15 protein-coding genes are annotated in these 20,270 nt (G+C 43.3%); 7 read left to right on the top strand and 8 right to left on the bottom strand.

Going from position 1 to position 20,270, the window contains the following annotated elements; genetic code table 11:
- Window positions 1-262: 262 nt before the first annotated feature.
- Window positions 263-3,592 carry a glycoside hydrolase family 9 protein gene (locus tag N774_RS0114315; RefSeq protein ID WP_024861892.1) on the top strand — a complete coding sequence of 1,110 codons (3,330 nt, stop codon included), beginning with the start codon at window positions 263-265 and terminating at the stop codon, window positions 3,590-3,592.
- 81 nt (window positions 3,593-3,673) lie between these two features.
- Here the strand turns inward: N774_RS0114315 and N774_RS18440 are convergent, their stop codons facing one another.
- Window positions 3,674-4,888: a leucine-rich repeat protein gene (locus N774_RS18440; protein ID WP_024861891.1), complete on the bottom strand. Its 1,215-nt coding sequence runs from the start codon at window positions 4,886-4,888 to the stop codon at window positions 3,674-3,676.
- A 10-nt stretch (window positions 4,889-4,898) separates the two neighbouring features.
- Window positions 4,899-5,129, bottom strand: a complete 231-nt coding sequence (locus N774_RS0114305; RefSeq protein WP_024861890.1) for a hypothetical protein — start codon at window positions 5,127-5,129, stop codon at window positions 4,899-4,901.
- A gap of 136 nt (window positions 5,130-5,265) precedes the next feature.
- Between N774_RS0114305 and N774_RS0114300 the strand changes: the two genes are divergently transcribed.
- Window positions 5,266-5,562 (top strand): PF20097 family protein, encoded by a 297-nt coding sequence (locus N774_RS0114300; protein WP_051463403.1) that lies wholly within the window; start codon window positions 5,266-5,268, stop codon window positions 5,560-5,562.
- A 253-nt stretch (window positions 5,563-5,815) separates the two neighbouring features.
- Here the strand turns inward: N774_RS0114300 and N774_RS17580 are convergent, their stop codons facing one another.
- Window positions 5,816-8,278, bottom strand: coding sequence for a glycoside hydrolase family 3 protein (locus tag N774_RS17580; protein ID WP_024861888.1), 2,463 nt, complete (start codon window positions 8,276-8,278; stop codon window positions 5,816-5,818).
- 692 nt (window positions 8,279-8,970) lie between these two features.
- On the opposite strand from N774_RS17580, the gene N774_RS18960 reads away from it, so the two are divergent.
- The 3 genes from N774_RS18960 (at window position 8,971) to N774_RS17570 (ending at window position 14,224) form a co-directional block, all read left to right on the top strand.
- Window positions 8,971-12,615, top strand: coding sequence for a family 43 glycosylhydrolase (locus N774_RS18960; protein WP_024861887.1), 3,645 nt, complete (start codon window positions 8,971-8,973; stop codon window positions 12,613-12,615).
- A 669-nt stretch (window positions 12,616-13,284) separates the two neighbouring features.
- Window positions 13,285-13,842 carry a chromate transporter gene (locus tag N774_RS0114285; RefSeq protein WP_024861886.1) on the top strand — a complete coding sequence of 186 codons (558 nt, stop codon included), beginning with the start codon at window positions 13,285-13,287 and terminating at the stop codon, window positions 13,840-13,842.
- Window positions 13,829-14,224 (top strand): chromate transporter, encoded by a 396-nt coding sequence (locus N774_RS17570; protein ID WP_037281047.1) that lies wholly within the window; start codon window positions 13,829-13,831, stop codon window positions 14,222-14,224. Before N774_RS0114285 ends, N774_RS17570 begins: the two co-directional genes overlap by 14 nt.
- Here N774_RS17570 and N774_RS0114275 read toward each other — a convergent pair.
- Together N774_RS0114275 and N774_RS0114270 are read right to left on the bottom strand one after the other, a co-directional pair.
- On the bottom strand, window positions 14,208-15,362 hold the full coding sequence (locus N774_RS0114275) for a glycosyltransferase (RefSeq protein ID WP_024861885.1): 1,155 nt from the start codon (window positions 15,360-15,362) through the stop codon (window positions 14,208-14,210). The genes N774_RS17570 and N774_RS0114275 overlap by 17 nt on opposite strands.
- Window positions 15,363-15,377: 15 nt before the next feature.
- On the bottom strand, window positions 15,378-16,142 hold the full coding sequence (locus tag N774_RS0114270; RefSeq protein ID WP_024861884.1) for an AlkZ-related protein: 765 nt from the start codon (window positions 16,140-16,142) through the stop codon (window positions 15,378-15,380).
- A gap of 134 nt (window positions 16,143-16,276) precedes the next feature.
- Between N774_RS0114270 and N774_RS20005 the strand changes: the two genes are divergently transcribed.
- Window positions 16,277-17,524 (top strand): beta-propeller domain-containing protein, encoded by a 1,248-nt coding sequence (locus tag N774_RS20005; RefSeq protein WP_024861883.1) that lies wholly within the window; start codon window positions 16,277-16,279, stop codon window positions 17,522-17,524.
- On the top strand, window positions 17,466-18,386 hold the full coding sequence (locus N774_RS20000; RefSeq protein ID WP_080770509.1) for a beta-propeller domain-containing protein: 921 nt from the start codon (window positions 17,466-17,468) through the stop codon (window positions 18,384-18,386). The genes N774_RS20005 and N774_RS20000 overlap by 59 nt, the downstream gene beginning before the upstream one ends.
- A gap of 343 nt (window positions 18,387-18,729) precedes the next feature.
- Here N774_RS20000 and N774_RS0114255 read toward each other — a convergent pair whose 3' ends face one another.
- The 3 genes from N774_RS0114255 to N774_RS0114245 form a co-directional block, all read right to left on the bottom strand.
- Window positions 18,730-19,563, bottom strand: coding sequence for a helix-turn-helix domain-containing protein (locus N774_RS0114255; protein WP_024861881.1), 834 nt, complete (start codon window positions 19,561-19,563; stop codon window positions 18,730-18,732).
- A gap of 142 nt (window positions 19,564-19,705) precedes the next feature.
- Window positions 19,706-19,918, bottom strand: a complete 213-nt coding sequence (locus tag N774_RS0114250; protein ID WP_024861880.1) for a hypothetical protein — start codon at window positions 19,916-19,918, stop codon at window positions 19,706-19,708.
- Window positions 19,919-19,994: 76 nt separating this feature from the next.
- The gene (locus tag N774_RS0114245) at window positions 19,995-20,237 is read right to left on the bottom strand and encodes a PF20097 family protein (protein WP_024861879.1); all 243 of its coding nucleotides are present in this window, start codon (window positions 20,235-20,237) and stop codon (window positions 19,995-19,997) included.
- Window positions 20,238-20,270 lie beyond the last annotated feature (33 nt).

Raw genomic sequence — 20,270 nt, 5'->3', positions numbered from 1 at the left:
TAACTGCCTATATTACGTCATTTCAAGAATAAAGGCGAACTAAGTTTAAGTTGGTGCGCCATGCCTGCGTCAATTATCACAATGGTTGTTTCCTTTCACATTTGCAGGAACAGATGTTGACTGTTGTTTTTTTGTATGTTATAATTCTGATAAAGGAAAAGAGACGTTTTTTCATGTGTAACTAGTAATTTAGTTGAATAATAATTATGTTAGCCTTTTATCTTTCATAACTTATAAATTTAAGTAACAGGGAGGGTTTCATATGCATAAAAAAGCAAGTAAGCTTGCCGTAGTGATCATGTCGCTGGCTATGGTAGCGTCATCAACAGTTTCAGCAGCTGAGCCGATGAACGAAAGAGCTGTCTCCGTTATCGGTGAGAGCACATTTGAGAAAAAGTCTCTGCCTTGGCGTACCTGTGCGGCATACCCTGCAAAGCAGGCCTTTGATCTTGATGACGGAGCTTTTCACATTACTATATATATGCCTCAGGGCGCTGACCATGAAAAGTGGGATCTTCAGTTCAAACATAAAAATCTGAATTTCAAAGCAGGTCATGAGTATAGGGTAAGCTTTAAAGCTAAGAGCAACAGGAATGGTCTTGAACTTTGCTCACAGATCGGCGACAGCCGGAACGGCAATGTATATTTCACGCTTGACGGTCAGACAAAAGATATGCACATGGGACCTCATATGGGCGGGGAATGGTCTGGGGCTGCCGTAAAGCTCTCGAATGAATGGCAGACATTTGAAGGAATATTCAAGCCTACAGAGGATCTCGAAGGTGTCGAATGGGCATTTGATTACGCACAAGGTACCCATTATCAGGGCAATGCGAGCAGCGGAGACGAGATATGGTTTGATGATATAGTAGTGGAATGTCTTACCTGTGAGGAGTCTGATGACCCTGTCTGTGAATGGAGCTGCCCGGAAGGTCTGGGTTATGTGATTCCAAGAAGTGATGTACGCCTTAATCAGGTGGGCTATTATCCCGATTCGGTTAAGGTTGCAACTTATGAAACGGATTCCGACAAGGGAGCTATGGATTTCAGAGTGCTCAACGAAAAGGGCGAAGAGGTCTATAAAGGCGGGACAAAGCCTGTAGGCATGGACGATGAAGCCGGCTTGGGTTACTTCCATAAGCTTGATTTTTCGGCTGTTAAAAAGCCGGGTAGATACACAATTGTCATCGATGATGAGGGAAATGTTTATACCGATCCGTATACCGGCGAGGTTTATAAGCAGTATATAAGTCATGAATTTACGGTCGGAGATAAGATTTACAGTGACATATTCAGAGATGCGATGAATTTCTTCTATTTGCAGCATTCTGATATTGATCTAGACGAGAAAAAGATCGTTTCCGAGCCTTCTGAAGAGAACAGAGCTAAGCTGGCACATGAAGCTTTTCATGCAAAGGACGAGGCATATGTCAGTTCAGACTGGAACGTGATCACAGAAAAAAAGATCTTTAAGGACGCTGCCGGCGGTTGGTATACCGACGATAATTGCAGTAAAAATGTTATTGCAGGAGCAAATGCAGTATGGCTTTTGCAGAATATGTATGAGCTTTCCTATAAGAACGGATATAAAGCAGCAAACGGGAATTTGGCAGATATTCTTGATGAAGCAAGATACGAGCTCGAATTTATGCTTAATATGGTGGTTGATCCCGAAAAGGACAGCATATGGGGCGAGGATTTTGCCGACATGGTATATCACGGAGTTAGATATACGAATAGCTATAATCCCGTTGATCTGGGACTCATTACTGATAAAGAAAAGTTGAAAAGGGTAGTTAATCCTCCGACTTATGCTGCAACATTTGATATGATAGCGTGTGCGGCACAGGCTGCGCGTCTCTGGGAGAAAAAAGATCCCGATTTTGCTGCTGAGTGTCTGAAACAGGCGGAAGCATCATGGAACGCAGTAAAGAGACATGAAAAAGAGTGGACAAATAGGTCCATAAGAGATAAAAACTTTGCTTCGCATCTGGGCATTGATTGCTTTGATTTTTATGATCATGACCTTGGTGATTTCAATTTAAGTGATGAGGCATACTGGGCTGCCTGCGAGCTTTTTGCGACTACAGGCGATAAGGAGTATTATGATTATCTTACTTCTTTCAACTCCGACCTGAGCCTTACAGAATGCATCCCCGATTCCTGTGATGTTATATTCATGCCATATCCTGAAGACAGCTTCAAGGCGTTCTGCGAGACCAATACATACGATTTCGGGACATTATCACTGTATCTGAGCGATAAGATATCAGAACAGGACAGAAAGCTGATAAACGTAAATATCGGTAAAGCAGCCGATAATTTCGTGGCTGCCGCTGCAAATGATGTAAAGGATAACATATACGCCAATGCTATGGATACACCATACAGAAAGGTATCATGTGGTTTCGGATTGGATGAGTACACTTACCCTGCGGACAGATGGGATACTTATGAATTCGGCTCGAACTCCTCAATTGTCAATAATGCTGTAATTATGGCATATGCCTATGAGGCGACAGGCGATGTGAAGTACAAGGAATACGCAGGTTATGCGCTTGATTATATTTTCGGCAGGAATGGTCTCGGTATATCATATGTAACAGGTTACGGCACATATCATACCAATAAGCCGAGCAGCAGTTTCTGGCTGAATGAGGTAGACAGCAGATTTCCCACAGCTCCGAATGGTATAATGGTAGGCGGGCCTACCGGATTAGCAGGAAGTCCTGATGGTATAAGTGACAGCTTCGTCAAGGGTATTGGTTTGAAGATAGGCGAGGTGCCCGATCAGCAGCTATATGCAGATTCAGCCGAAGCGTGGACATGCAATTCAGTCACACCTCAGTGGCAGGCAGCGCTTGCGTGGATGCTTTCGTTCTTTGAGAATAATATGGGCAATGATGACGAAGTTCCAACTACGACCACCGCAGCTTCAACAACAACCACGATTACAACTACAACAACTTCTGAGTCCAATGTGATAATGGCGGGCGATACGAACTGCGATGGACAGGTCGATATGGCAGACGCAGTACTTATCATGCAGGCTCTTGCAAATCCCAATAAATACGGATTAAACGGTACAGCCGGGAATCACATTACCGAACAGGGCAAACTCAACGGTGATATGAACGGTGACGGACTGACAGTAGGCGACGCACTGGCGATACAGTATAGACTGCTTGGCATCAAGGAAGAAAAAAGTGAAGCTAAGACTGAATTGAGCGATATCGTATCAATTAAGACCAAATATAATCCTGTAATGAGCGACTGGTCGGGACTTGGCATACTGCTTGAAATTGCTTCTCCCGGATATCCTGTTACACTGACAGCTAATGCCGGTTACTTTGCAGACTGTTATCTCAACAGTGACAGTGAAGCTGTTATTTTTTCCGGAAATACCTGCGATGTAAAAAACGGCGGCTATGTATTATGGTCGCCCAATGATGAGTGTTATCAGAACGACTGTTATATCGAGATATTGGTTGAGGGAGCAGATGGTGACAAGTCTGTTCAGCTTGGAAAAATATACATTTATGAGACAGCAGGACTTGGTTTTACTGCTACGCTTGAAAAGGGAGCACTTTGATCTGTATAATAATGAAAAAGGAGGACTTCGGTCCTCCTTTCAGCTTGCCCATGAAGGGCGGTAATCATATTAGGAAATTTCTTAATTCTTTTTAATGAATTCTTCCATTGACATAGGAGTTTCTTTTGTAGTCGATACATATGCGTAGTACGAAAGAATATTGGAAGCGTCTACGGCATTAATTAATCCATCATGATTAACATCTGCTGCAAGCTTCTGCTCCTCATCATATCCGCCATCCTGATTTGTTGAGATCATAGCATAATATGCAAGAACTGATGAAGCATCAACAGCATTGATCTGTTTATCATTGTTCACATCTCCAAGCTGAGCTAATGTTTTGAATGTATAGTTATACTTCTGAGCATATTTCTCAGCCGTAGAACCTTTATATCCCTTAATTACTCCACTGAACTTATCGTTTTCATTGGTAAAGGTATTGGCTCTGTCATATATTTTTGCGTCAGGATTCAGGATAAACACCTCAGAAAGAGCAGTACACTTGATAAAAGCCTGCATACCGATACTCTCCACTGAGCTTGGTATAGTTACAGATTTCAATTGCTCACACCCATTGAATGCATTATGACCTATCTCGGTCACGGTTTCGGGAATGGTCAGCGAGGTTATCTCTGAACAGCCCCATGCTGCCTGATCGCATATTTTATTCACGGTCGATGGGATAACAACGTCTCCCGAAAGCTTATAGAACACATTAATGAGCAAACCGTTTATTATTACGAACGGAGTATCAATGCTTCTCTGAGCTTCAAACCATGGCGTCCCAGAAAACGCTAGTGCACTTATATTCGTCACGGATGCGGGTATAGTAACATTGCTAAGCTTTTTACAGCTCGAAAAAGCACTCGTACCAATATTGGTTACTCCGTTCGGAATGACTACTGATTCAAGAGATTTGCAGCTCGAAAACGAATATGCGCTAATAGTCTTCAGCGTATCCGGAAGCGATAATGAGGTAAAGTTATTGCAGTTATCAAACATACCCATACCTATACTTGTAACTCCATTGCCGATAATAACATTCTTTATCTCGTCACTGTATTCCTTCCATGGACACGGATTTGAATCTAAATCTTCATTCATATCTCCTGTACCGCTTACGGTCAGAGTACCGCTGCTGTCAAGCTTCCATGTTAAATTCTTTCCGCAAGTTCCGCTGTCAACTACTGATGCTGCCTCTGCTGATAAGACAGCAGGCGCACCAACCGGACTAATGGCTATTCCAAATGGAATCACAGCACATAGCAGAGTTGCTATTATTCTTTTACATTGCATGATATACCCCCTATTCAACATCCAAGAATTTCTCTATAACGACCATAATCTCTTCAAGACGCTTACCACCGATACCTTTGATTTTTCTCAGTTCTGTCTCAAGAGCCGGAAGATCTATTGTTTTGCCCTGTTCACCGAGCAGCTCATCTCCGTAATGGAGAATGAACTTCGTAAACTCCTCTCGGTTCATTTTCTTGATTTTTCGGTAAGTGTCCCCGTCGATGATCTCTTTCTGTCCCATATATAGCTCCTTTTTCGTTTCTTGTAACATATTATACCATATCACCGATGCAATGTAAATATGTAAAACAGAAATGCTCAATTAGCGGTATTCTATATATGTAACCTTGACTTTGGGCTACTGTGCAGTGTATAATATGGATGGTAAGCAGGTTGCTACGATAATCAAAGTTTATGGGGGTAGATTAGCAATGACGTGTCCATATTGCAATAATGAGATGGAACAGGGAATCATCCAGAGTCCTCATGAGTTGTCCTGGAAAAGAGGAACCAAAAGACCAGTACTGGGGAGGGCGGAATTTCACGAAGGATCGGTTGTCCTTTCCAAACTATCATTTATGAAAGGCTCTGCTGTAGTGGCATACCTATGCCGGGAATGTAAAAAAGTGATTATTGATTATTCCGATGAGAAAGCCGACTTAAATCAACGATAAATTCTGATTTAGCTTAGTTCCGTGATAGATCAAAGCTTATGAAAAATGATACAGAGCCCCCCTGCAAGCGTGGGGACTTCGTTTTGGTAATTTCATATTGTGAGACAATGGCTCATTGAAAACAAGTCACATCAATAGTCGTATGCAATGAAGGTTGCTTATAATAATCTTCACACGGTGACTTAAGGAATAGAATAGAATAGAATAGAAAAAGGGCGCCGGACAACCGGCGCTCCTTTCATAAATCATTATTTCACTTGAACATAGCCTCATATTCATCTACTGGCTTGATGCCGCTGATACAGATAATACAAATCAGCTTGTCATCGAGTCTTCTTGCGTAGTTGTACATGACTTGGGATTCCCCTTCATCATCATGAAACCTTTGTGTAGAACGTACATACTCTTCTCCGCCCAGCTTGACTATTTTTCTGTCATCAAAGGTAACACTGGCATCCGGCATATCTTCCATAGAGCGTATTGTAAGATCATCATCAGCATCCAGATATTCATCGGCGGTGCAGTCATGGTGATCAGGCATACCAAGTTCCGTATTCACGAATCCGATACTGATATAATCTGTATCTCCCTGTTTACCGAATTCTTTCATAAAATCTGCATCCCACAATGTTGCCTCAATACGCTTCTGATCTTCATCAGTCATATAATCAGGTGTTGACATTGTGTAATCCTCTGCAGACTCTTTTGTGAGACCATCAGGAATGCTTATCTTAAGATTGGCATATTCGTTTGTGTAAATACTATCCTTATAGAGACCTCTCGTGTAGTTCGTTCCGTCCATGATTGCGTCCTTATCAATAACTCTAGCCTCGTCAGCAAGTGACTCTGGTCCCTTGCGTGGCTTGAAGTTTTCACCATAGCTTTCACCATATCCACGCTTGAGGAAGCATTTATCTGTTCCTATCTGATCAAGCGAACCATACCAGTCGGATGGAAGCTTTCCTGTAAAATCAACGCAACCGCAGAGCACATCTGAGACACCCTTGCCCTCTGAACCTAGGAGATAACACATAACAACGCTGTCCCAACCTTCGTAGTCCTTTTCGTCAAGGATAACGTTTCTACCTGCAATTATGCAGGTAACTGTGGGTTTACCAAGCTTCTTAGCTTCTTTTATAGCGTCAGCATTTCCTTTAAGTCCCAATGAGCCACAAAGCTCTAAATCCTCGGTATCGCCGTTCCACTCGGCGTAAGCCTGCTCACCTACGCAGAGGAGAACTACATCTGCATCAGCAGCCTTATTGTCATCGGTTATGACTTCTATTCCATAATCCTCTGCATATCTCTCAAAGGCTTCAAGTATCGTAGTTACACCGGGAACTTCCTTTGTGCTTGCACCGTTCCAGTCCAGAGTCCAACCACCACATTGTACCTGTCCGTTGTCTGAAGCAGGGCCTGTGATGTATATCTTTGTTCCTTCCTTGAATGGGAGTACCTCTTTATCGTTTTTAAGAAGGACAAGGCTTTTTTCTACCAGTTGCTCAGCAACGGCTCTGTATTTAAGTGAGCCTGTTTCCTGCTGTTCTGTCTTAATGTTTTCAAGCAGCGGATCGTCAAACAGTCCTGCATCCTTCTTAACCTTGATTATACGTGTAACAGCGTCATCAACACGCTCCTGACTTATATCCCCGCTTTCAACTGCATCGATGATGATATCCTGTGCCTCCTCAAAGCGGTCAGTCTCCATGAGCATATCAATACCAGCGTTAACGCTTTTTATCACCTGCTCCTCGTAGGATGAACCTGAGATATTTCCAACAGAACCCCAGTCGCTTACTATGAAGCCCTCAAATCCCATCTCGTCTTTGAGTTTCATGATATACTCTTTGTTTTCGTGCATCTTAACGCCGTTAAGGGAGGAATGACTTATCATGATCGTCTGCACTCCGGCATCTATCTGCGCTTGGTATACCTTCAGAAGCTCCTCTATCTCATCATCAGAAAGCTGAGCGTCGCCGCGGTCAATAAGCATATCTATATCGCCATGCTCACCGGTTCCGTATACAACGTTGCCATCAGCAAAGAAGTGCTTGGAGCATGCAACTAGGCCACCGTCAATCAGTCCCTTTGTGTAGGCTGTACTGAGCTTTGTAATGGTTTCAAGATCAGAACCGTAAGATTCGTATGTACGTCCCCAACGCGGATCAACAGACTGTGCAACACAGGGTGAGAAGTTCCAAAGCATATGGCATAGCTTTGCTTCGTCAGCTGTTATAAGTCCCACCTGATAGGCAAGAGCCTCGTCGTTAGCTGCGCCCTGTCCGATATTATGTGGGAAGTATACTGCATCTCTGCAATAATTAACGCCGTGAACGTCGTCCTGTCCATAGATGTAAGGTATACCGGATTCTGATTCGATAGCTGCCTTCTGGAATCCGTCAACAGTCTCCCGCCATTCAGCAGCACCGATACTGCCCATGGTCGAAAGGATACTGCCATAGTCGTTTTTCTTCATATCTTTTACTGATACATTGTAAACGGCAGGCTGTACCATCTGAGCAGTCTTCTGCTCAAGTGTCATCTCAGCGACTATTTCCTCCGGAGACATGGAAGAGTACTGTTGATATTTGTATACCTCTCCATTCTCATCAGTTGCTGATTCTAATGCAGGTTTGCTGTTTTCGGGCTTTTCAGAGCAGGCTGTCACAGATGCCAGCATAGCCAGGGAAATGATTAATGCAATCGATTTTTTCATTGTGTGCCCCCTTTCAGGATATTGGTAGTGGTGTTGAACGTTCATTTGCGCATACGATAATGCGTTATAGGTATTTCTTATAGTACCATACTTTTGTACCAAATGCAAGGATTGTTTCTGTATTGTAATCAGATATGAACTGGGCTGTAATATGTCAATATACAATAAGGTAACTAATGAACCGCCCTTACGGGCGGCATAGCTTTACGATATTTTTTGTAAAACATATTACAATATGATAATATAGAGCGATAGCGACCTGTATACTCATGGACTCACTTGAGGAGATATTAGGTATTCATGTATGTAACAATGTTGTGTTGTGTATGGATTGGTCTGGTCTAGGTTGGGTTGGATTGTTCACTCCACTCTGTACCATTCGACGTCACTAAACCTGCATCATCACTGCATATACTTCATCAAACCTTCTTTGTGTTCCCTACGAAGTATCTACACTTTCCCACGGACTGTTCCTGTACATTTGATCATTCACACAACTACAGGGATCATTCCGATTTGTCTATACTCTCCTTGATTGGCCATTGATTAAATTAAATATATCGTTTTATCCACCTGTGTATCACTTTTTTAAGTTGACATTACGGTTGAAAAAATATTACAATATTTACAGTTCCATAAATTACGGGGATATTATTTATGGAATGAATAAACAGATTTGGAGGAATTACTTAATGAGTATTCAAAGCAAACTCAAAACTGCTGTTTCGGCAGTTATGGCGGGAGCAATGCTGATAGGCACAGCGTCCTCTTTCCCGTCGCCTGCACCTATGGTAGCTGACGCTGCCAGCGCGTGCAACATCAACACCAACAAAGAATATCAGACTATCCGCGGCTTCGGCGGCATGAACCACCCTGAGTGGCAGAGCTACAACGCTCAGAACGGAGCCCCCGGAGATATGACGGAAGCTCAGGTCCAGACAGCCTTCGGAAACGGCGATAATGAGCTTGGTCTTACAATTCTTCGTATTTTTGTCAGCGATGACAAGAATGCATGGAAGAACGCTATTCCAACAGCTCAGAGAGCTCAGAAGCTCGGCGCTACAGTATTTGCTACACCTTGGAATCCGCCAGCTTCAATGAGAACAAACGGCACAGGCGGTCCTACAGGCGGTCAGTACGTCCTCAAACAGGGTGCAGAAGCTCAGTACGCTCAGCACCTCAATGACTTCATCAAGTACTGCAACAATCAAGGCGTTCAGCTCAATTCTATCTCTGTTCAGAACGAGCCTGACTGGTCAGGCGAGTGGACTGCATGGAGTGCAGACCGTGCGGCAAACTTCATTGCTAACTACGGCAAGTCCGTTACAGCAGGCACAACAACAAAGCTCATGTCCCCTGAGAGCTTCAGCTACAATAAGAGCTTCTACAACGCTATCCTGAACAACTCAAAGGCTATGGCAAACTGCGATATGTTCGGCACTCATTTCTACGGAACACAGCGCAACGCTATGGACTTCCCTGCCCTTGAAAACTGCGGCAAGGAAATATGGATGACCGAGGTTTACGTTCCAAACAGCGATAACAACTCCGCAGACCGCTGGCCTGAGGGCGTAAAGGTAGCTGAGAATATCCACAATGCTCTCGTTGTTGGTAATATGAACGCTTACGTTTGGTGGTATATCCGCCGTCAGTACAGCCCGATGTGGGATACTGGTAAGATATCCAAGCGTGGTTACGCTATGGCACAGTTCTCCAAGTGGGTACGTCCGGGAGATGTCCGTATCGACGCTACAGAGCAGCCTGACAGCAATATCCTGATTTCTGCATACAAGCACAGCGACACACAGGCAACAGTAGTTGCTATCAATAAGGGCAGCAATGCTCCTGTACAGCAGTTCAACTTCAGCGGAAGGACAATTACAGACGTAACACGTTACAGAACATCTGCTAATGAGAATATTACAAAGACTTCAAGCCCTGATTTCAGCGGCTCATCATTCAGCGCACAGCTTCCTGCAAACAGCGTTTCCACATTCGTTGTAAGTCTCGTAAGCGACGGCAAGGGCTTTGAGGGCGGCAAGGATCCCGTACCACCGGAGCCGATAGAGCCCGATTCAAACGGTTACTACTACCACGATACATTCGAAAATGACAATGGCAGCTGGGAAGGCAGAGGCGGAGCTTCTGTAAATACCGGCGGAACAGCATACAAGGGCAGCAAGGCGCTGACAGTAGCTGACAGAGGCAGTGCATGGCACGGTGCAGCAAAGACACTTGATTCGCTCACATTCAAGGGTGGAAACGAGTACAGCTTCAGCGTAGTGGCAAAGGGCTCAGGCAACATGATGCTGTCACTTGAGTACAAGGATTCATCAGGCGAGACAGCTTACGCACATATCGCTGACGGAGTTTCCAACGGCGAGTATGTACAGCTTGCAAACACAAACTACAAGCTTCCCGAGGGCTCGGGCTATATCCTCTACGTTGAGACAGAAGAAGGCACAAGCGATTTCAGCATCGACGAGGTCGTAGTCGCTAAGGCAGGCGTAAAGGTCGACGGACCTGCCGCTGTAACAACAACGACGACAACAACAGCGCCTGTTACAACTGCACCTCCTGTAACACTTGACCCCAAGGCTTCATTCGAGGCAAAGGTCTCCAAGTGGGGTGACGCCAACAACGACAGCGAGGTCGATATGAGCGACGTTGTTCTTATCATGCAGTCACTTGCTAACCCCAACAAGTTCGTTCTCAAGGAACCCGGTCTTTACAATGCAGACGTTTATGAAGCAGGCAGCGGTATCACTTCAAACGACGCACTTTCGATCCAGAAGTACCTGTTGAACACTATCTCAAAGCTTCCCGAAAGCTGGTCGGACAATCTCCCTGTCGTAACTGTTACACAGCCAACAACTCAGGCAACAACAACTACTACCACAACTACAACTGCAAAACCTGTCCAGCAGATCGATTTTTCTGCAATGGCGCAGAAATTCGGCAGCGTGAACCCTGCAAAATCATATAAGAACGACAACGAGCACAATCCGCTGATATCTCAGTATTTCGGCGCTGACCCCGGTGTTATGGAATACAACGGCAGAGTATATATCTACATGACAGATGACCACCTGCTCTATAACAACGGTCAGGTAACAAAGGAGACCTACAGCACTATCAATTGCCTGCGCTGCATCTCCTCAGATGACCTCGTAAACTGGACAGACCACGGTCTTATCAATGTTGCAGGTCAGAACGGTATTGCAAAATGGGCAGGCAACTCATGGGCTCCTACAGCCTGCCACAAGAAGATCAACGGCAAGGAGAAGTTCTTCCTCTACTTTGCAAACAACGCAAACGGCATCGGCGTGCTGACTTCCGACAGTCCTATCGGTCCCTGGTCCGATCCTAACGGCCGTGCAATGATAGACCGCAAGACCAACGGCGTCACAAATGTTCCGTGGGTATTCGATCCTGCGGTACTCGTTGACGATGACGGCAAGGGCTATCTCTACTTCGGCGGCGGTACAGACAATCTGCCGAAGGATCATCCGAAATCTGCCCGCTGCGTCGCTCTCAGCGATAATATGACCTCCATCGTCGGTACACCAGCTGTCATTGACGCACCTTATATGTTTGAGGACAGCGGTATCCACAAGTACAACGGCAAATATTACTACAGCTACTGCACCAACTGGAGCACAGGCGGCAACCAGTACGGTCTTACGACTGCCGCTATCGACTACATGGTCAGCGACAGTCCTCTCGGACCATTCACCCATAAAGGCGAGGTGTTCAAGAACATCGGCAACTTCTTCGGTACAACAGGAAACAACCACCACACTATCATGGAGTTCAAGGGACAGTGGTACCTCTTCTACCATGCACAGTATCTCCAGGACGTTATGAATCTGAAGGATATGGGCTACAGAAGCACCCACATCGACAAGATCACCATGAATTCCGACGGAACTATGCAGCAGGTCAAGGGTACAAAGACAGGCGTTTCACAGATCAAGTCATTTGATCCGTATACAACTTCACGTGCTGCTACATTTTCTCATCAGGGCGGTATCACTATAAGCGGCAGCGGTAATTCCACTGTAAATGCAGAAAAAGGCAGTTGGTATCGTGTATCTAAGGCAGACTGCGGAAACGGTGCTGCAAGCCTGACGATAAAGGTTTCTTCCAAGAACGGCTGTATCGTAAAGGTATGCAAGGGCAGCGCTTCCGGTACTGCTGTTGCATATGCAGAGATACCCGCAGGAAACTCTATGCAGGAAATAACTGTTCCTGTTCAGGGACTCAGCGGCGAACAGGACCTCTGTTTCGTATTCAACAATTCAGCTTCAATTGACAGCTGGAAGCTCAACAAATAAAAAATCGCGCCTGCGGCATTAACCGCGATACTCATATAGAAACTTATAGCTAATTATGGGGGAAACCTTTCTGGAGAAAGGCTTTCCCCCATACCCCTTTCCAAAGACTTTTTTAGCTGATTTTTTCTCATATAGGGCTCGCCCAAAATAAAAAAAGCCTGTAATAAACCAGAGCGAGCCCTATATGAGAAAAAATAAAACTGAAAGTTTTAGGGAGAGAGTTTGAGAGTGACTCCCCGCAGTGCGGGGAGATGTCACGCAGTGACAGAGGGGACGTCCTCCGTCAGAGGGTCCCTTTTTCAAAAGGGGTTCTCTCAATATTAAGCATAAAACTTCTATATGGGTATCATGGTTATGCTACAGGCATATTTATTGTCTTTTGCTCTCAGTTTTACATTATCTTAATTTTAGCATTGGGAACGTCCCGCGAATACAGACAACTCCTTGTGATAGCAGTCTGAGTGTTATTTTGTTAATCAGGCGAGATCAATCATAAAGCTTTACCGTTTTAAGGAAATCCTTGATAAGCTCTTTATAACCAATGCTTGTACTGTATTCACAGAACTGTCGTCATATCTCCGACACTGGCATACGAAAGTATATGTTGCTTTAGGTATACAATTGACACACTCATCTTGATGTGATATACTTGATTTCGGGTGATTATATTTGAATAAAAAACTTGATCTGTTCCTAACGTTTATGAAAATAGGAGCATTTACATTCGGCGGCGGTTACGCAATGATACCGCTTATACAGCGTGAGGTCTGTACAAACAAAAAGTGGATGGAAGAAAAGGATATACTTGAGATAGTTGCCATTGCGGAGTCCACTCCGGGACCTATCGCAATAAACGCTGCAACTTTTGTCGGCTACCGTACAGCAGGCTTTATCGGAGCCTGCCTTGCAACTCTCGGAGTAGTCCTGCCGTCTTTCCTGATAATCTCTCTGATATCACTGGTGCTTCATCATTTTCAGGAATTCAGAGCTGTGAAATACGCATTCATGGGCATTAGAGCCGCTGTTCTTGCATTGATACTGAAAGCGCTGTGGTCGATGTTCAAAACCGCTAAAAAGGGCGCATTTGCGTATTTCATTATGGCTGCGACATTTTTTCTGACCGCCTTTGCAAAGATAGATGCAGTATTCGTTCTTATAGGCTGTGCAGTTTTCGGCATTATATGGTCGGCTATACGCAGAAAGGAGCAAGCGCATGATACTCCTTAAACTTTTTCTATCGTTCTTTAAAATAGGCGCTTTTACTTTCGGCGGAGGCTATGCAATGATAGCCATGATACAAGCCGAAGCAGAGCATCAGGGGTGGCTCACAAAGGAAGAGTTAGTTGACTTTGTAGCAATGAATGAGAGTACTCCGGGACCGCTGGCTGTGAATATGGCAACATTTGTCGGCAGCAGAACAAGCGGAGTCCTCGGAGGGATATGTGCAACTCTCGGTGTTGTTCTGCCGTCATTTATAATAATACTTATTGTTGCCAAATGCTATGAAAAGTTCAAAAGCAGCAAGGCTGTCAACGGAGCAATGAGCGGATTGAAGCCTGCTGTCATCGGAATGATAGCAACTGCTTTTTCTTTTATCTATCATACTTGATGATATGTTTTATTATAATATCAACACCGCCTTGAGAACTCAACTTCTTGCCGAGTTCAGTCGCTTTTCTTCGCAGCATCTCAGAAGCTATAACTTTATCAGCCTTACTGCGAATGATATCAGCTTTGAACTGCCTGTGCGAAATAATGATACCTGCTTTGTTTTTCGCAATCGAAACCGCATTGTATCTTCGTTCAAAGACCTTACCTGGAACTATCATCTGCGAAACTCCGTGAAGCATACCATCGACTACACTGTTCTGACCGCCGTGGTTTATATACAAAACTGCTTCGTCAAGAAGCTCATTGAAGTCCCAGCGTGGAGCTATATGAATATTGCCTTTATTCTTCGCTTTCAGATACTTTGAAGCTATATATACTTCATACTCAGAATCGATGAAAGCCTTACTTATCTCTTTCTCAGTCATTGATGCGGAAACTGTTCCGTTCCCCATATATACGACTATCTTGTTCCTGAGATGTTCAGATGTACTTACCTTTTTCAGCGCCCCACAGAAAGCAACGTTTTCTTTTTTTATCGGTTCAAGCTCATGTATACTCGGACAAAAGCCCTCATCAGCCCAGTCAAAGAGCTCCAGTACAGAATTGACCTGCGGCAGACCTTTCTCCTGCAAATACCTGTTCACGCCCCTTGCAAGCTTCGGAGCATTGGCATATTCAGGCTGAGTAGGATAGCTGACCGTTGTAAACAGCTTCTTCTTTTCAAGCTTAGCTGCTATTATAGCAGGTATACTGAATTCAGAATAAACTATATCAGGTTTGAAATTCCTTATGGCTCCGCGAACACTTGCAATGCTTTTCACAAGATAACTGTAAACTGAATTTCCCGTAAACCAGAGAACTTCATCAAAACTCTTTACTGTTTTTCTTGAAGTTATCCCGAATTTCTGCGCTACAGGGAACACCTTTGAAGCAATAATTTCTGGCATTCCAAACGGAGAAGGAACGTCAAGGAAATAATTCTTTATTCCGTTGATTTCTGAATAATTTACATCTTTTGCTATACAGGTCGCAGCATCTATACCTGCCGCAGCTGCACTTTCAGCAAGCAGCCTGCATCGCGAGAACGGTCCTGATGTTTCTGCCATAGCTGCCATTGGTACTATAAGTAGTCTCATAATTTTACTCTTTCTTCACTTATGTTCTTTTCCGATAAGCTTTATTATCTCAGCTTTATCTGCATCAGGATATAGCTTCTGTACTCGCTCCACTATACGTTTCCAGGACTCATGAGGTGATTCATTGTATGCTGAAGTAACCGCATCATATCCCCATACAGCTTCGGGCGGCAGCAAAACCGATACAGCCATTCCGTACTCTGAGCCTTTCTTGTTTCTGCGCCTGTGGAAGTCTGCTGTAACGAGATATGTTTTCATCATAAGGTCTGTCGTGATACCTTGAAAGTTCTTCTCGCCACCTTTTCCGAAGCCTGCCAGCTGTTTAAGCTCAGTTGACAGTATCTGCTTATCTGTCCAGATAATATCGCCGTCGCTGTCTGTCTCTGTAAGAACGTCCATTATAAGCTTCTCACGGCGATTGACCTTACTATCCTCCCATGCGGAGTCAAAGTCGTAGCCATCACGCCTGTAATTTGCAAAATACGGCAGCCATTCCATACTTATGAAACCAGCCTTCTTATCGAAGAACTTACCATATGCGACTACATGTCCTGCCGCTATTATTTCACGCCATTCCCACGGATCCTGCTCCCTGTTACCAGTCCACCAGTAGTCAGGTGAAACGTGCTCTTCTACAGAGAAACCTTTGACTCCATTTCCGAAAAGCGGCAGAAACCCAACCTCATTTATCCAATTCACAAGCTCTTTCGGACTACGTATCCTGTATGGATCGTCCCACGCAAGTCCGTGTATTATCCATTCACCGTTCTCTACTATCATAACCTGCTCCTGCTTTTTTCTTTATTATATCATACCTAAAAGGCATTTACAACTCATCTGAAAAATGTTATAATTGAAACATTAGCTACATGACAAGTCATTGTTTTTTAATTAGATCCCAAGGAGGATTTCTCATGAATTACTTTTCTAATGTTATATCACGTATTGCCGCTGCTGTGACAGCCTTTGTTTTAATTGCAGTATCAGCATCCTGTGCAGATAATAACGGAAGAAATATCAAGCTCAAAAGCCAGCCGCACTACATGAGCCATGCCAAGGATTACAAAGAGTTATATAAAATATTAAAAGAATCTGCTAAAAAGCAGGAGTTCGAACGTATAAGAACTACAACAGATGATGACGATGATGATATAGACATTGTATACGAAGCCGAATACTCAGATTTATCATATGAGGAAGATGAAGGATATGAAGAATACAGTTATATATCTGGCGCCAGCTACGATTCACCAAGGGGTGTCCCTTTCACTGACGGCATACTTCCATTGAATCCCGCTAAAAAGACAGATCCGGGTAACAACTATCAGGAAAATGATGTTTACAGTTACGATAGAATCAAAACAAACGGTAAACACATCTACTATCTGAATAATTACTATGATGAAAAGAATAAAAATCATCCCTTTCTGCGCGTGATCGACGTTGAAGACGGAAAATTTCTCGGATATAGAGAAGTAGACTTAAAAAAGGATATCTGCTATGATGATGACAATAAAAATATCGATGCTTGGCAAATGTTCATATACAATAATATGATAGCTGTAATTGGTTCAGTCTCTATTGGAAATTCTTACATTAATGATGAACACTTCTCTTTTGTTGCTTTTTATACCACCGATGATACTCCCAAGCTGATAGATGTATACAAACAGGCCGGATATAGCGGCTATCCAAGAATAACTACCGATGGACATATGATCATTCCGACACAATATTCAAGCAAGAAATTCACTGACATTAAAAGTAGTAAGGACATCGTGAACTATATCCCGTGCTATGGTCTTAATGATGATTACTCCCCTGTCCACCCGGAGGATATACTTCTTCCGGAAGAGATAACCGCAAGCGACGAATTAGAGTATTGGATCATTGGCAGCATTGACCTAAACACGGCAGGCGCACCGAAAATATGTGATATTAAAGCTCTTGCAGGCTGTTCATGGTGTGATTACATTTCCGAAGAAAACATCTATGCCAAATCATACAGCTGGGATAAAGGCGGTAAAACAGATCTGACGCGCATATCCTTCAAAAACGGCATTATTTCACCTTCAGCTGGCTGCACCATAGACGGCTCAATAAATAACTCAGACTTCTTTTACGAAAAAAAACGGATATTTATGTATTGCAGCAAACTATAAGGAGTTCGAAGAGACCTTCCACAAATACAGCGACAATGAAGAGATAAACGAATATTCATACGACAGGGTAGTAGGAAGCGGCGACAATGGTTACTACACCTATAAAGCAAAAAATGAATCCGCCAGATTCCATATTCTCGACATGGATATGAACATAGTCGGAAGCATTGACAATATTGAAAATGAGGAAAGCGTATATAACGTAGATTTCTTTGATGATATAGCTTTAGTCTATCCTTCATACAGGCAGGATAAGATCTATGCAATTGACCTTAGTTCTCCGGAAAAACCTTCTGTGCTTGACAATTATAGAATCAAAGGCTACAGCTCATATATGCAGTCATGGGACGAAAACTCAATAATTTGTCTCGGTGAAAGTATAAACGAAGACAATTACGTTATAGGTGTAAGGATTACATTGTTCGACAGCTCTGATCCAAATGAACTAAAAGTTGCAGATATATGCAAATGGGATGACAAGAGAGTTGACGCTTCGACCTGGGATCCGAATAAAGAAAACCCGGAGGAGATCTACTCATCTTCTTTCTTCTCTCCTCTTATTATAGCTCCCGAAAAGAACATCATATGCATACCTCTTAATCATAAATACTATCTTTCCACTAAAAACTGTGTCTCTTTTAAATCCGAAGTGAATGAATATGTATTTTATGGAGTTGAAAACGGCAAATTAGTACTGAAAGGCGAAATGAAGTCACCCGATGAAAAAACGATGGACTTAAGGAATAATTCCAGATATGACTTTGCCTTATATATCGGCGATTATATCTATATGCTCTCTACACAAAAAATAATTGCCGCAGATATAAACACGATAGATATAACAGACGAACTCAATTTCTGATATAAACACCAAGCCCCACAAATGTGGGGCTTTCAATTCATTTTCTGTACAGTTTAAGTATATGGTCAGGGAATATTGAACTGAGATACTCTGTAAATCGTTCAAAGCCCTCTTTATCAAAAACAAGTTCGGAGCAGGCTATGGTAAATTCAGTGTCTAAATATAGTATTCGTAATTCTCACACTTCTTGTTTGAATTATCTTTTTTAAGAAAAAAACGGACAATTGGACACACTAAGAAATATAACCATTCATAAGGCACAAAAAGCACCTGTCTGTTTGGACAAGTGCTTTATGAGTATTCTGTTAGACATCCTTTTTGTCATTATACATTTAGAAACGATTCACTGCTTTTTCAAGGGAATACAGATATAGCTGACTGTATCGGCAGGATTCTTTGCCGGCGGCATATACACCTCGGCAGAGTAATTCCCGGCAAGCTCGTAGCCTTTCAGCGACGGGAGCCATTCCGACCATATCTGCGTGTTCACTTTCTGCAAAGCCTCCGGAAGCGTACCCTTGCAGACGAACTCCGCCCACAGGCTTGCCGGTATCGTGTAAGTCTCACACTCCTCCGGAATGTCTTTCCACGGCTCATAAAGATCGGCTATCCAGTAGTCGAAATCCTTTCCGCAGACATCAAGGCAGAATCCGAACATACCTTTCAGTCCCTTCATGTCATTAGCCCACTCGTTCCAGAACTTCGGTACCTCCTGATAGCTCGTGTCGGCATTGAACCTTCTTTTAATTCCCACGATAGTAAACGATGCCTTTTCCACGATTTTGTAATCCAACATATTTCCGCCCTCCAATGATATTTTAATATGCAGCGGAGCAAATGAACGTAACTGTGCTCCCGACTCTCTTGCCTGTGTCGGAGTAATACCGTGAAAGCGCTGAAATGCTTTCGCAAAACTGTCAGGTGAATCATAGCCGTACTTTGCAGCAATATCAATCACCTTATGTTCAGAGCAAGATAATTCCTGTGCTGCCGTCGTCATACGGCGGGCACGGATGTATTCTCCGACTGTCATACCGCACAGAGCACCAAATATACGCTGATAGTAGAATGAAGATAAGCTCGCCTTCTTTGCGATTTCTTCGATATTCAGTTCCTCTGGCAGATTTTGCTCAATGTAATCAATGGACTCTTGAAATCCTTCGATCCAGCCTTCCATTACAATCACTTCCTTCCGTTGCAATTTCAGTATATCATATCAAGCAGCTTTTGTCCCGACTTTTTCTGCTCTCTTTGTCAGGTGTCTCCTGTAACGCTCGCCCTTCACGGGCGAGTATTTTCGGATTGAACGCAATCAGCCGTTAATCATTTACTATTTTAATACTCAACCAGTGCCTTTTCACTTTAGCACTATATTTCAATTCATAAGCAGGAATACCGTTTGCAAGAGCATTTTGTATTTCTCTGATTTCTTTTGAAATGCTATCTTTATCTGCATATGTGTGATAGATGGACGATAATAAGGAAGAGGCAAAGTAACAAGAAGCTCCTTCTCCACAAAGACAGATACCCATATAGAAGTTTTGCTCCTGAGTGTTACAAAACGCTCAGGGGCATTGTGTTTTTTATGTTGCTAAGATAAATCAAAATTTACCGCTGGTTGAAATCAGAATTTTCGTCCGAATATTCTATAATTACTTTCTTGCATTCTCTACAGAGGAAAGCTGTAACAGCAGCCCCCTTCAGAAAGGATAGTTCTGAAAGAATCACAGAACCTTCATGAAACTGTGCCCGACCCAAGAGCGGTCTTTTGTCGCCTTTCTTCCATGAGATCTCCTGCGGGCTTTGAATAAATCCCAATTCCATTTCTTTTTTACAATATGGGCATTTCATATGGATCCTCCTCTGCAAATTCCAATTTATAAT

The sequence above is a fragment of the Ruminococcus flavefaciens AE3010 genome (genome assembly GCF_000526795.1).
GTDB lineage: Bacteria > Bacillota > Clostridia > Oscillospirales > Ruminococcaceae > Ruminococcus > Ruminococcus flavefaciens_D.
This window is presented reverse-complemented; position numbering and strand designations above follow the sequence as displayed.